Annotated in this window: 17 protein-coding genes and 1 tRNA gene; 10 read left to right on the forward strand and 8 right to left on the reverse strand. The window is 66.6% G+C overall.

The features are described 5' to 3' along the window. Positions 1-96: 96 nt before the first annotated feature. Positions 97-594 carry a hypothetical protein gene (locus C5B90_RS20500; RefSeq protein WP_158547210.1) on the forward strand — a complete coding sequence of 166 codons (498 nt, stop codon included), beginning with the start codon at positions 97-99 and terminating at the stop codon, positions 592-594. Positions 595-782: 188 nt separating this feature from the next. On the opposite strand, the gene C5B90_RS04135 is transcribed toward C5B90_RS20500, so the two are convergent. The 3 genes from C5B90_RS04135 to C5B90_RS04145 form a co-directional block, all read right to left on the reverse strand. Then, positions 783-857 (reverse strand) — tRNA-Met (locus tag C5B90_RS04135). A gap of 60 nt (positions 858-917) precedes the next feature. Continuing rightward, positions 918-1,385, reverse strand: coding sequence for a GtrA family protein (locus tag C5B90_RS04140; protein WP_115879320.1), 468 nt, complete (start codon positions 1,383-1,385; stop codon positions 918-920). Further along, the gene (locus C5B90_RS04145; protein ID WP_115879322.1) at positions 1,378-2,163 is read right to left on the reverse strand and encodes a glycosyltransferase; all 786 of its coding nucleotides are present in this window, start codon (positions 2,161-2,163) and stop codon (positions 1,378-1,380) included. Before C5B90_RS04145 ends, C5B90_RS04140 begins: the two co-directional genes overlap by 8 nt. 96 nt (positions 2,164-2,259) lie before the next feature. On the opposite strand from C5B90_RS04145, the gene C5B90_RS04150 reads away from it, so the two are divergent. Next, entirely contained in the window at positions 2,260-4,623 is a 2,364-nt protein-coding gene (locus tag C5B90_RS04150; protein WP_115879324.1) for a DUF2298 domain-containing protein, read from the forward strand. Here the strand turns inward: C5B90_RS04150 and C5B90_RS04155 are convergent. Next, positions 4,620-4,880: an HAH_0734 family protein gene (locus C5B90_RS04155; RefSeq protein ID WP_058568453.1), complete on the reverse strand. Its 261-nt coding sequence runs from the start codon at positions 4,878-4,880 to the stop codon at positions 4,620-4,622. The genes C5B90_RS04150 and C5B90_RS04155 overlap by 4 nt on opposite strands. A 200-nt stretch (positions 4,881-5,080) precedes the next feature. Here C5B90_RS04155 and C5B90_RS04160 point away from each other — a divergent pair, with 200 nt between their 5' ends. From C5B90_RS04160 to C5B90_RS04180, 5 genes are read left to right on the forward strand one after another with little or no spacing between them, the layout of a single operon-like run. After that, the gene (locus C5B90_RS04160) at positions 5,081-5,362 is read left to right on the forward strand and encodes a 50S ribosomal protein L44e (protein ID WP_004972860.1); all 282 of its coding nucleotides are present in this window, start codon (positions 5,081-5,083) and stop codon (positions 5,360-5,362) included. Between the two features lie 3 nt (positions 5,363-5,365). After that, complete coding sequence (locus C5B90_RS04165) at positions 5,366-5,560, forward strand: 30S ribosomal protein S27e (protein WP_004044235.1); 195 nt, start codon at positions 5,366-5,368, stop codon at positions 5,558-5,560. An 18-nt stretch (positions 5,561-5,578) separates the two neighbouring features. Beyond that, positions 5,579-6,379 (forward strand): translation initiation factor IF-2 subunit alpha, encoded by an 801-nt coding sequence (locus C5B90_RS04170; protein ID WP_115879326.1) that lies wholly within the window; start codon positions 5,579-5,581, stop codon positions 6,377-6,379. Between the two features lie 4 nt (positions 6,380-6,383). After that, positions 6,384-6,575, forward strand: coding sequence for an RNA-protein complex protein Nop10 (locus C5B90_RS04175; RefSeq protein ID WP_058568455.1), 192 nt, complete (start codon positions 6,384-6,386; stop codon positions 6,573-6,575). 57 nt (positions 6,576-6,632) lie between these two features. After that, on the forward strand, positions 6,633-7,400 hold the full coding sequence (locus tag C5B90_RS04180) for a proteasome assembly chaperone family protein (protein ID WP_115879328.1): 768 nt from the start codon (positions 6,633-6,635) through the stop codon (positions 7,398-7,400). Between the two features lie 45 nt (positions 7,401-7,445). Here C5B90_RS04180 and C5B90_RS04185 read toward each other — a convergent pair whose 3' ends face one another. Both C5B90_RS04185 and C5B90_RS20735 read right to left on the reverse strand, forming a co-directional pair. After that, positions 7,446-8,345, reverse strand: a complete 900-nt coding sequence (locus C5B90_RS04185) for a PhzF family phenazine biosynthesis protein (RefSeq protein WP_115879330.1) — start codon at positions 8,343-8,345, stop codon at positions 7,446-7,448. Between the two features lie 107 nt (positions 8,346-8,452). After that, positions 8,453-8,623: a hypothetical protein gene (locus C5B90_RS20735; protein ID WP_004044240.1), complete on the reverse strand. Its 171-nt coding sequence runs from the start codon at positions 8,621-8,623 to the stop codon at positions 8,453-8,455. 210 nt (positions 8,624-8,833) lie between these two features. On the opposite strand from C5B90_RS20735, the gene C5B90_RS04190 reads away from it, so the two are divergent. Further along, a complete protein-coding gene (locus C5B90_RS04190; RefSeq protein ID WP_004044241.1) occupies positions 8,834-9,547 on the forward strand; it encodes a phosphoribosyltransferase in 714 nt (237 codons plus the stop codon). A 190-nt stretch (positions 9,548-9,737) separates the two neighbouring features. Here the strand turns inward: C5B90_RS04190 and C5B90_RS04195 are convergent, their stop codons facing one another. After that, positions 9,738-9,977, reverse strand: coding sequence for a hypothetical protein (locus C5B90_RS04195; RefSeq protein ID WP_115879332.1), 240 nt, complete (start codon positions 9,975-9,977; stop codon positions 9,738-9,740). Between the two features lie 234 nt (positions 9,978-10,211). Here C5B90_RS04195 and C5B90_RS04200 point away from each other — a divergent pair, with 234 nt between their 5' ends. Further along, entirely contained in the window at positions 10,212-11,207 is a 996-nt protein-coding gene (locus C5B90_RS04200; RefSeq protein ID WP_115879334.1) for an AEC family transporter, read from the forward strand. A gap of 45 nt (positions 11,208-11,252) precedes the next feature. Beyond that, the gene (mtnP, locus tag C5B90_RS04205; RefSeq protein ID WP_115879336.1) at positions 11,253-12,113 is read left to right on the forward strand and encodes an S-methyl-5'-thioadenosine phosphorylase; all 861 of its coding nucleotides are present in this window, start codon (positions 11,253-11,255) and stop codon (positions 12,111-12,113) included. A 6-nt stretch (positions 12,114-12,119) separates the two neighbouring features. Here the strand turns inward: mtnP and C5B90_RS04210 are convergent, their stop codons facing one another. Next, positions 12,120-12,596, reverse strand: coding sequence for a hypothetical protein (locus C5B90_RS04210; RefSeq protein WP_115879338.1), 477 nt, complete (start codon positions 12,594-12,596; stop codon positions 12,120-12,122). Positions 12,597-12,613 lie beyond the last annotated feature (17 nt).

Below are 12,613 nucleotides of genomic sequence, written 5' to 3' on the forward strand. Positions count from 1 at the left end.
TGGGTCGGGGTCGAAAATCTCCTTCGAAAGCGGTCAGTACGGTCCCGTGTCTAAACCGCGCGACGAGTCACCACCGACCCACAGCAACCACCCAGCATGCAGGAGAACAGTCACGGCGGCCACACACAGCGGCGCAGCAATGAACAGGACGATTGCCACGGCTGCCCCCGGTGGCAGCGGGGCATCCGACGAGCGGTCTACGAGGACGAACGGAACGACTGGTGCCGCGAGTGCGGAGAGCGTTTCGACCGTCCGAAAGACGCCGTTGACGAGACTCTCTCGGTCGTCCAGCGCGTCGATTTTTCGACGCCGAAGCAGATGCCATCCGTCGCCGAGAGCGTGCGCGACGAGAAGAACCCAGAGCGCAATGAGCGAGAACAGGGCAGGCCCCCACAGCCACCCGACTCCGGGAGGTGCGGAGAGCCCCGTCTCCGAGAACAGGGCAAACGGAACCACCCCTATGGCGAGAAACACGACGGCGAGGACGACCTCGACGGCGAAAATCCGAGGGAATGGGGTGAGACGTGTCAGAGAGGGCATGGGTGGTGCAAAGCGGCAGGGTCGATACAGGTGGTACTGGAGACAACTGAATAAATTTTGTCGGCGAAGTATAACGTTCGAGACGCGCCGCTTGGGGTGTCGTTTTCAGGAGAATAGCGGGAGGTAGAGTTGAACCCCGGTCGCTGACGCTCCCCGGTTCAACTCTACTGTGCTATGTGGCCGACCTCGTGGGTCGCGCCGAGCCGAGCCTCGGCGCTCAGGAGTTGAGGTCAGCAAAACCATAGCGGGAGGTAGATTTGAACTACCGATCTCCGGGTTATGAGCCCGGCGGAATCTCCTGGCTATCCCATCCCGCTGAATCAACAAACGAGTCTGCTATTGTTAAGACTTCTGTTTCGGCCGCTGTGTGTCAATTTTCACCGTGAGTCGCGCTGACTCGAACGGGCCGCGATGCGCCACGTGAACAGGCTCTCGGCGACGTAGTTCAGGAGCATCGACGCGCCGATAGCGAGGGGGAGGGGGATGAGTTCCCAGAGGTCGATACCGGCGACCGGAATCGACAGCGGCACCTCGCCGAGCGCCCGGACGACGAGCACCTGCACGAGCAGGCCGCCGCTCCGCACGAGGTTCGACTTCACGAAGCGCCGGACCTTCGCGGTGAGGAGGTCCGAGCCCGCGCCCGCGAACGTCCAGCGGTCGTTGATGACGAACATGATGATGATTGCGAGCTCCGCGCCGGCGAGCTTCGCGAGTTCGTTGGCGACGCCGAAAAAGACGATGAGGAGACTGCTCAGGGAGAGGTCGAACACCGCGCCGACCGCACCCACGGAGGCGAACTTGCCGAAGCGGGTGCCGGAGACGAGCGCCGAGACCCGGTCAGTCATCCGTGACCTCCGCCGAGAACTGCTCGACGAGGGTCCGCTCGTCGTTCCGAGCGTCGATGAGTTCGTGGAGGCGGTCCTCGCGAATCGTCCGGGCGCGGTGGCGCGACCGGAGCAGCCCGCGGGCCATCTTGAGCGTCGTATCGACCGGCGAAACAGTCGAGTTGGGCTGGTCTTCCCAGACGACCGGCACCTCGGCCACACGGTGGCCGAACGCGCCCGAGACGGCGATGAGTTCGATGTCCCACGCGAACCCCGGCTCGTACAGGTGGGTCCGAACGTCGTTCCACGCCGCGGCGGTGATGGCCTTCGCGCCGCACTGGTAGTCGTACAGCGGGACTTCGGTCAGGTGGCGAGCCAGCCACGCGAAGCCGTCGCCGAGGTAGCGCCGGGCGACCGTCTGGTGGGAGGCGACGGTCGCGTTCGGGTGGCGGCGCGACCCCACGGCGAGGTCGGAGCCGTCGTGGACGGCGGCGACGACGTCGGCCATCGACGCGGCCGGGGTGCTCCCGTCGGCGTCGGCGAACGCGAGGATGTCCGTGCGGAGCGACTCGAACCCGGCGGTGATGGCCGCGCCCTTGCCGCGGCGGGCGTCGACCGGGTTCACGTGAGCGACATCGGGGAGGGCAGCGAGGGCGTCGAGCGTCTCGGGCCGCGGTGCGTCGAGTTCGACCCGGACCACCTCGGGGTCCAGTTCCTCGACGAGAGCGTGGACGTAGGGGACCAGACGCTCGGGGTCGGGCCGATAGGCGGGGACCACCATCCCGACAGACTGCGACATGCACGACCATTCACTCAATGGGGTAAAAAGCGAACCGCTCTGGTGCGCACCGGCCATCACAAAACGTATTGCACCCGCGGCGCAGTCATCGGACAGATGGAGTACGCCCTCGTTGTCCGGTGGTTGCTGCTGTTCGCGACCCTCTGGGCGGTCGGCCTTCCCCTCGCGACCCGCCTGTTCCGACGCCTTCCCGGTCGCGGTGCCGGACTCGCCCTCCCCGTCTCGCTCGTCGTCTTGACCCTCCCCGCCTACTACGTCGGCCACCTCTCGTTCGGCCCCGTCGCCCTCGTCGCCGGCGTCGGGACGCTCCTCGTCGCATCAGCGGTCGCGGGGCTCGACCTCGATGCACTCCGCGGCGGCGACCTCCGACTCGCGCCCGGCCTCGACATCGACCGGCGCGCCGTCGCCGACGCGGCCGCGGTGTTCCTCGTCGCCTTCCTGTTCGCGGTCTCGCTCCGGGCGTTGGACCCCTCGGTCCACGCCGGCGGCGGCGAGAAGTTCCTCGACTTCGGCCTCCTCCAGTCGCTCGCTCGCGCGTCGGTCCTCCCGCCGGAGGACATGTGGTTCGCCGGCGAACCGGTCCGCTACTACTACGGCGGCCACCTCGTGTCGATTCTCCTCGCGCGGCTCAGCGCCACCGACCCGTCGTTCGCCTACAACCTCGCGCTCGCCGGCTTCTTCGGGGTCCTCGTCACCGCGGCGTTCGAACTCGGACGCGGTGTCGCGGCCGCCTCGGGCGCGAACGGTCGAATCGGCGGCCTGCTCTCGGCGTTCTTCGTCGGCTTCGCCAGCAACCTCGTCACCGCGGGGCGGTTCGCCCTCGCCGCGCTCCCCGAGGGGGTGCGCCGACCCGTCGCGCAGGCCGTCGCCGAGCGGTCGCAGTACACCGTCGAGCAGGTGCTCGCCGGGACCTCGAACTTCTCGTACTGGAGCGCGAGCCGCGTGATTCCGGGCACCATCAACGAGTTCCCACTTTTCGCGTGGCTCAACGGCGACCTCCACGCCCACATGATGGGCACGCCGTTTCTGCTTCTCGCGGCCGGCCTCGCCTTCGCGTACTTCCGGACGCCCGAAGACGCGGTCGGGGAGCGCAGACTCCTCGTCGCCGCGACGACGCTCGTCGGCGCGCTCCAAGTCGTCATCGACACGTGGAGTTTCCCGTCGGTGTTCGGCGTGCTGTTCCTCGGGATGGTCTTCGCACCCGCGCGCCCGTGGACGCTGTTCCCGGGCCGAGCGCGCGTTCGCTCGGTCGTCGGCGACAACCCAGTCGCCGGCGAGTTAGCTCGCCTCGGTGGCACGGTTGCGGCCGTCGGACTCGCCGGCGTCGTCGCCGCCGTCCTCGCCAGCCCGTTCCTCCTCGGCGCGGTCGCGGGCGGGGGAAGTTCCCGGACGGTCGAGATTCTCGCGCCCGACCAGCGAAGCGGGTTCGGCGCGCTGGCGCTCGTCCACGGGGCGTTCCTCGCGGCGTTCGCGGGCTACTACGTCCGCCGCCTCGGGGCGCAGGACGGCCTCGGCGGGCGCGAGTGGGTCGTGCTTCTCGGGAGCTTCGCAGCGCTGACCGTCGTCGCGGCCGTCCACTCGTTCGCCGCGCTCGCGCTCGTCGCCCCCCTCGTCGCCGTCGGCTGGGTGCTCCTCCGGTTCGCCGACGACCCGCGATTCGAGACGGTGCTCGTCGTCGCCGGCGCGGGTCTCGTGACGCTCGTCGAACTCATCTACGTGAACGAGCAGGCCGGCCCCGGTCGGATGAACACGGTGTTCAAGACGTACATGCAGGTCTGGGTGCTCTGGGGGAGCGCGATGGGGGCCGTGTTAGCCGGCTTCGTCGGCAACGCGGTCGCCGCGAGCGACGTGTCGCTTCCGAGGGTCGACCTCAGCGTCCGCGGGGGCGCGGTCAGCGCCGTCGGCGTCGCCTTCGTCGTCCTCCTCGTCGCCTCCACCTCGGTGTACGGCGGACTGGCCGTCGCCGACCACGCGAACACGCCCCGCCAGGAGGAGACGCTGGACGCGACGGCCTTCGCGGAGTGGTGGCACGAAAACGAGTCGGCCGCAATCACGTGGCTCGACGAGACCGTCGAGGGCAACCCGACGATGCTCACCGCGCCGGGGACGACGTGGTCCGCGACCGTGAGCGACGAGCGCGAGACCGTCATGTACGGCTGGCGCGGGAATCCGGAGTCGAGCCTGACGGGCGTGCCGACGGTCGCCGGCTGGGCGCACGAGGTCGGCTACCGCGGCCCCGACGCGTACTACGACCGCGTGCGCGACGTGGACGCGATGTACGTCGGCAACGAGTCGACGCGAGCGCGGCTCATCGAGCAGTACGACGTGCAGTACGTGTGGGTCGGCCCGGGCGAGCGCGCTCGCTACGAGGAGATAGAGACGGACGTGGCGTGGCTGACGCCGGTCCACCGGTCGGGGTCGGTCGTGGTCTACGAGGTAGAAGAAGCGAGACTACCTTAGGCCGCGCCGCGCTCGCGAACGACCTCGACGGCCTCGGCGTCGACACCCTCGGTGTCGAGCCAGTGCGGGACGAACTCGCGCTTTTCGAACGCCTCGCGCTCGTCTTCGGTGCCGACGGTGCACCACAGCTGGACGCGGTCGGGGCCGTGCCAGTCGCCCTGTCGGTCGACGGAGAACAGGACGTACTCCTCGCCGTCGTACTCGATGACGCCGTCGCGGCGGACGCCGGGGTCGCCGTGGATGATGAGCTTCTTCATGTGCCGGGATTGGCACAGTCACCGCTTAATCGCTTCGGCTTCGGGCGTGCGGCTGCGGCGGGGGAACCGCGGACGCTGCAGTCACCGTGGGCTGCCCACATGTGACACGGCGAACGCCCGGTTGCGGCGAGTTCAGGGGCCGCGTCGAACCAAACGGGTTTTAACGGGCCACACCAAAACCCAGCACAAGGTCGATATCTATGCAGATGCCACGCCGTTTCAACACGTACTGCCCGAACTGCAAGGGTCACCACGAGCACGAAGTGGAGAAGGTCCGGAAGGGACGCCCGACCGGCATGAAGTGGAACGCCCGTCAGACGCGACGCGGCAAGGCCACCATCGGTAACGCCGGTAAGTTCTCCAAGGTGCCCGGTGGCGACAAGCCGACGAAGAAGACCCACCTGAAGTACATCTGCTCCGACTGTGGCAAGGCCCACATGCGCGAGGGCTGGCGCGCCGGTCGCCTGGAGTTCCAGGAGTAAATCATGGCAGGAAACTTCTACAAGGTCGCGTGCAGCGACTGCGAGAACGAACAGGTCGTCTTCGGAAAGGCCTCCTCGGTCGTCAACTGCGCCGTCTGCGGGACGACCCTCGCCACGCCGACCGGCGGCAACGCCGAGTTCCACGGCGAGGTCGTCGAGACGGTCGAGCGTCGCGACAGCGACGAACTTGAGGCGTAACTCCCTGGAGGACCTCGTATGAAGTACAGCGGATGGCCTGACCCCGGCGAACTCGTCGTCGGAAAGGTAGACGACATCGCGGACTTCGGCGTCTTCGTCGACCTCGAAGAGTACGAAGACAAGCGCGGCCTCTGCCACATCAGCGAGGTCGCCAGCGGATGGATCAAGAACGTTCGCGACCACGTCCGCGAGGGACAGACAGTCGTCGCTAAAGTGCTCGAAGTCAACGAGAGTTCCCAGCAGATCGACCTCTCGATCAAGGACGTCAACGAGCACCAGCGCAAAGAGAAGATTCAGGAGTGGAAAAACGAGCAGAAGGCCGACAAGTGGATGGCGCTGGCGTTCGGCGAGGACATCGCCGACGACCGTTACCAGTCCATCGCTAACGCCCTGCTCGCCGAGTTCGAATCGCTCTACGACGGCTTCGAGCAAGCCGCGATTCACGGTCTCGAAGCGCTCGAAGACGTCGAACTCGACGACGACGAACTCGAAGCCATCGTCGACACCGCGCGTCAGAACGTGTCGGTGCCCTACGTCAACGTCACCGGCTACGTCGACCTGCGCTCGCCCGCGGGCGACGGCGTCGACGACGTAAAGGAGGCCCTGAAGGCCGCCGAAGGCGACGGCGAAATCGGCGACGAAATCGAACTGTCGGTCACGTACGTCGGCGCGCCCGAGTACCGCGTCAAGGTCAAAGCGCCCGACTACAAGACCGCCGAGACGGAGCTCGAATCGAGCGTCGCTCGGGCCCGCGAGGTCATCGAGGCCGCGGGCGGAACCGCGGAGTACCACCGCGAACGCAGCGGCGACGAAGAGTAATCGCATGAAATCTGACATCCGGGTGTGCAGCGCGTGGCGCGACCGCCACGACCGCCCGGTGTACTCACTTTCTGAGACCTGTCCGGAGTGCGGCGCACCCACCGAGAACAGCGCGCCCGCCCCGTACAATCCCGAAGACCCCTACGGCGAGTACCGCCGCGCGCGGAAGCGCCGTCTCGCCGAGGAGTCGGAGTAGCTGTCTGCGTCTTCGGCTACCGACGCTCTCTTAACCGGCGCGGCCACCACTACGTGCATGGACGACATCGAAATCGAGGCTGTCGAGGAGGTCGACCTCACCGACCCAGTCCTCATCGAGGGGCTGCCGGGCGTCGGGAACGTCGGCAAACTCGCCGTCGAGCACCTGCTGGAGGAGTTCGAGGAGGCCACGCTGGTCCGCCGCGTCTACGCCGACGTGTTCCCGCCGCAGGTGAGCATCGACGAGGGCGTCGCCGAGTTGACCCACGCCGCGATTCACGCCGTCGAGACGCCCGGAGAGGGGCCGGACCTGCTCTTGCTGACGGGCGACCATCAGGCACAGTCCAACGAGGGCCACTACCACCTCACCGACGCCTTCCTCGACGTGGCCGAGGAGTTCGGCGTCGAGCGACTGTTCGCGCTGGGCGGCGTCCCGACCGGCGAGCTCGTCGACGAGCCGTCGGTCCTCGGGGCCGTCGCCGACGAATCGCGCCTCGACGAACTCGAAGAAGCGGGCGTCGAGTTCCGCGAAGACGAACCCGCCGGCGGCGTCGTCGGCGTCTCGGGACTCCTCCTCGGCCTCGGCAGTCGCCGCGGGCTCGACGCGACGTGCCTGATGGGCGAGACGAGCGGCTACCTCGTCGACCCGCAGAGCGCGCAGGTCGTCATCGAGGTTCTGCAGGACCTCCTCGAGTTCAGCGTCGACTTCGAGTCGCTCGAAGAGCGCGCCGAGGAGATGAAGGAAGTCGCCGCGAAGATTCAGGAGATGCAACAGCAACAGCAGGGAACCATCGCCAGCGACGACGACCTCCGGTACATCGGCTGAGGCCGCCCCGGCCGTCGCGGACCGACTCGTTTTCAGACCGGGCGTTCAGGCTTCGATGATGTCGTCGTCTGCGAACTCCGGGACGACGATTTCGCCGTCGAGCGACTGCACCGCGCGGCCGCCGACGCGTATCTCCGCGCCGACTCGCACGCGGACGGTTCCCGGCCGGTCCACGAAGTGACCCTGTTCGAAGCGGAGTTCGTCCGGCATGGAGTCGAACGCGCCGACCTGCCGGAGGTACGCGCCGCAGGCACCGGCGGCGGTGCCGGTCGCGGGGTCCTCGGAGATGCCGATACCGGGCGCGAAACACCGCGCATGGAGCGTGGAATCGCCGTCGATGGCGTCGAAGGTGAAGGCGTAGACGCCCGCGGCGTCGTGTTCGGCGGCGAGGTCGGCGATGGCGGCGTCGTCAGGGTCCGCACCCGAGAGGTGTTCGAGGAAGTTGACCGGGACGACGAGGAAGGGAAGCCCCGTGGAGGCGACCGCGACGGGGAGGTCCGCGCCCACGTCGCGGAGCGCGGCGTCATCGACGCCGAGTGCCGCCGCGAGGCGGTCGTAGTCGACTTCGAGCGGGCGCACCGTCGGCGCGTCCTGCGTCATCCACACCTCGCCGAGGTCGCTGATTTCGATGTCGAGGGTGCCGACGTTCGTCTCCAGCGTGTGCGTGCCCGGTTCGAGTTCGCGTTCGGCCGCGAGATGGGCGTGAGCCGCGATAGTCGCGTGGCCGCAAAGGTTGACTTCCTGTTGCGGCGTGAAATAGCGGATGCGGCGGTCCGCGGCGGCCGACGAGCAGACGAACGCCGTCTCGCTCGCACCGAGTTCGGCGGCGACGGCGCGCATCTGCGCCGCGTCGAGGCCGTCGGCGTCGGGGACGACCCCGGCCGCGTTGCCGGACAGCGGTTCGGTCGTGAAAGCGTCGACGAGGAGGGCGCGTCGGCTATCCATGGAAAGGCGCACTACACGGCGATGTATCAAACCAGCGGGTCGGCGGCCGGATTACCCGAGAAGTTGGAGAGAAGGAGACGAGCGCGGGTCGGTCGATAGCGGCCGATTCACGCGCGGGTCCACCGGACGCGGCCGCTCGTTTGAGCTGCGCCGTCGCCCTGCATCACTTCGCGCATGTTCATACAGGCTGGACACCCGACGACCTCGTCCATGTCGTTGCCGAAGACGCGGACGAAGTCTCGGGAGACGAACTCACCACAGTTACCACACGTGTGCATTCTGTTTCACCTACAAATCCGCATACTCCGGCACTCGACATAACTATGCCCCTTGTTAACATGCGTTAGTGTCCGCCTGAACGACGGGTTTCCCGGTTAGTCGTCCCATAACGTCGGTTCGAGCGGTTTTGACACGCCGACACACGGGCGGGGCGAGTCGTACAAATTAAAGGGCGTCAGGCGCGGCAGTACGCACGGTGAACGGAATATATGGGCGACCTCCCCGACGAGTTTAACTGTACTATCACGAACTGGGAGTACATCTACGGCCTCTGCCGCGACGTTTCGGACGAGGTCAAAACATCCGAGTTCGAACCCGACGTCATCGTCGCGTTGGCCCGCGGCGGCTGGTTCGCCGGCCGGTGCATCTGTGACTTCCTCGGGCTGGACGACCTGACGAGCCTGAAGATGGAACACTACGTCGGGACGGCCCAGAAATCGAACGAGCCGGAGGTCCGCTACCCGATGCCGGAAGGCAGCGTCGAGGGCAAGGACGTGCTCATCATCGACGACATCGCCGACACCGGCGGCTCCATCAAGCGCGCACACGAGTACGTCAACGAGCGCAACGCGGGCGAGGTCCGGACCGCGACGCTCCAACTCCTCCAGACCAGCGAGTTCGAACCCGACTACGTCGGCGAGCGCCTCGAAGAGTGGGCGTGGGTCGTCTACCCGTGGAACTTCATCGAGGACATGATCGACCTCACCTCGGGCGTCATGGCGAAAGCCGACGACGACACCTTCGAACTCGAAGACATCCGCCACTACCTCGCGGAGTTCCACGACGTGGACCGCATCGAGATGGAAATCGCCCAACCCGACCGGATGCCGGAAGTCATGTCCGAGATGGAGCGCCGCGGCTACGTCGAGTCCACCGGCGACGGCGCGTGGCGACTCCTCGAAAACGACGGCGTCGGGGCCTGAACGCGGCGCACTCGGTTCGCCCGATTCGTTGACTGCTTCGACTTGTTCGAACCTTCGGTCCCGTTTGACTGCTTCGACAGTCGGTTGCATCTCTCTGGCTCTGTTGGGATCCGCAGCCGCTGATAGATTGCTGAGGGCGTGCTGAATACAACGCGCGTGTGCTGCAGATAGCCAGAACTGCTCCGCCCGCTCACCCTTCGAATTCTTCGTCCCGAGATTCGTACCGCAGAATCAATCTACCGGGCGTTGGCCTTCGCGTGGCGTTCCGAATCGTCTCGAACTGTTCTAACATCTCTGTCGAGTCACTCGACCCCTTGCGAAGTGTCCGTGACTCCTCCCGGAGTGAGTTGTACAGACGCTCCATCAGTAGTTCAACGGCGTGCGCGTCTGTCTTCGAATCGATCTCGAACACGGCCTCGTACTTGCCCATGGTGCACTTAGTTCCGGTCGAAAGATAACGATTGTTCCTAGAGAAACGTGGCGGGGTCTGTGATAGCTGTCGGTTCCGTTGATATCTGCCCTGTATTGGGTCATCACTCTGCTGCATACGCCCTCTCTATTCAGCACACGACATCTATCAGGTTTTGAGAATTTCAACAGAGTCATTCTCTCTGCTCATACTCGACCTCCTTCCGGACTCGCCCGAAGCGAAACGTTCGTTTGCGTGACGCGCTTCGGCACGCGCATGTCGCTGTTTTCTATCTTCGTCACCGCGCTTCTGCCGATTCTCGCTATCGGCGCGGTCGGCTTCGCCCTCGGCCGCGTCCGCGACGTTGACCCCGAGCCACTCAACACGGTCACGGTGTACGTCCTCGCGCCGGTGCTCGTGTTCTACAGCCTCGCGACGACCGAACTCGCCGGCGAGACGCTGGCGACCATCACCGCCGGCGTCGTCGTCTACCACGTCGCCATGCTCCTCGTCGCGGGCGGCGTCGCCCGACTCGCCGGCGTCTCCGAACCCCTCCTCGGGGCGCTCGTCCTCGTCGCCGCCTTTCCGAACTCCGGGAACTACGGCATCCCCGTCAGTTCGTTCGCCTTCGGCGACACCGGCCGCTCGACGGCCGTCGTCTACCTCGCCGTCCAGAGCGTCCTCATCTACACGTTAGGCGTGTACATCGCCGGTCGCGGGGGCGACCGCGACGACGGCGCGCCGGGGTGGCGCGTCGGCCTCGAACGTATCGTCCGCATCCCGCTCGTGTACGCCGTCGTCGCCGCGCTCGCCGCTCGGTGGCTTGGTGTCGTCCCGCCGACGGGCGTCCCCGCGATGGAGACGTTGCGGCTCGTCGGCGACTCGTCGATTCCGATGATGCTTCTCATCCTCGGCATCCAACTCGCGGGGGCCGACCTCGGCTCCACGCTCTCGGAAGTCGGCGTCGTCGCCGCGCTCAAGATAGTCGTCGCGCCCGCGGTCGCGGTCGGCGTCGCGCTCGTCGCCGGCTTCGGCGACCCGACGGTCGCGCGGACGTTCGTCCTCGAATCCGCGATGCCCGCGGCCGTCACGCCGCTCATCCTCGTCGCGGAGTTCGGCGACGCCACCGGAACCGGCTCTGCCACCTCGCTCGCCGAGTTCGTCTCCGCGGCCGTCTTCGCGACGACGCTCCTCAGCGTGCCCGCGCTCTCGGTGCTCATCTACCTCTTGGACCACGGCTTCGTGGTGTAGCCCCCGTTTCGCCACGATTTTGTGCGCCCTCCTCCACCTCCGAGTATGAAAATCGGATTCATCGGTGGCAGCGGTATCTACGAGGCGCTCCCGCTGGAGAACACCCGCGAGGAACCCGTCGAGACGCCGTTCGGCGAACCCTCAACGACGCCCATCGTCGGCGAGTTCGGCGACACCGGCCGCGAGGTCGTCTTCCTCCCGCGACACGGCCCGGACCACCAGCACTCGCCGACGACGCTCCCCTACCGCGCGAACATCTTCGCGCTGAAGCAACTCGGCGTCACCCACGTCCTCGCCAGCAACGCCGTCGGCAGCCTCAAAGAGGACCTGCCGCCGCAGACGCTCGTCGTCCCCGACCAGATTTACGACCGCACGAAACACCGTCCCCTGACGTTCTTCGACGAGGGCATCGTCGTCCACCAGCCCTTCGCGATGCCGTACGACGAGGAACTCGTCTCCATCCTCGCCGAGGCCGCCGAAGAGGCGACCGACGCGCAGGTCCAGGAGGGCGGCACCTACGTCTGCATCGAGGGCCCCTCGTACTCCACGAAGGCCGAAAGCGAACACTACCGCGCGCAGGGCTGGGACGTCATCGGCATGACGACCATCCCCGAGGCCAAACTCGCCCGGGAGGCCGAGATGGCCTACGCGACCATCACCGGCGTCACCGACTACGACGTCTGGAAGGAAGACAGCGAAGTCACGCTCGACGAAGTGCTGAAGAACGCCGCCGCCAACGAGGAGGCAATCAAGGAGACCGTCGAGGCCGCCATCCGCAAGATTCCCGACGGCCACGAGACCGACAGCCACACTGCGCTCGAAGGGACCATCAACACGCCCGACGAGGCCATCCCCGCCGAGACGAAAGCAAAGCTCGCGCCGCTCATCGACCAGTACGTCGACTAAGCCGGCTCAACCGTTCAGTTCTGTGGATTCTGGCGAGTCGCGTTCCGGCTCCGCCACCTCGCGTTCGCCACGCACCGCTTCGTCGTCCGGCGAGAACTCGACCGCGTGACAGCGCGCACAGTACTCGTTTTCCCCGCTGTCGGTCGTCGAAATCGGGATGCCCGCGACGACGAGTTGCGTGCTGAACTCCCGGGCGACGCCGCTGTCGTCCGCCTCGCCGCAGACGACGCACTCGCGGACCGCCCGCGCCGACGTGACCACCTCGCGGACGCGGCCGAACGAGGTCGGACTGTACGAGACGTAGCCGGGGAAGTAGCAATGCAGCCAGAAGATGGGGACGAAAAACAGCAGCGCCCACGTCCAGATTGCCGACTGGGGAAACAGAATCGCCGCCGTGAGCGCCGCGAACAGCGTCGACGTGACGAGCGAGACCGCGACCGTCAGTCGTCGGAGCGTGCTGGAGAGCAGGGTCGGGTGGGGCACGTCCGAGACTGACGACG

The sequence above is a fragment of the Haloferax sp. Atlit-12N genome, assembly GCF_003383095.1.
Taxonomy (GTDB): domain Archaea; phylum Halobacteriota; class Halobacteria; order Halobacteriales; family Haloferacaceae; genus Haloferax.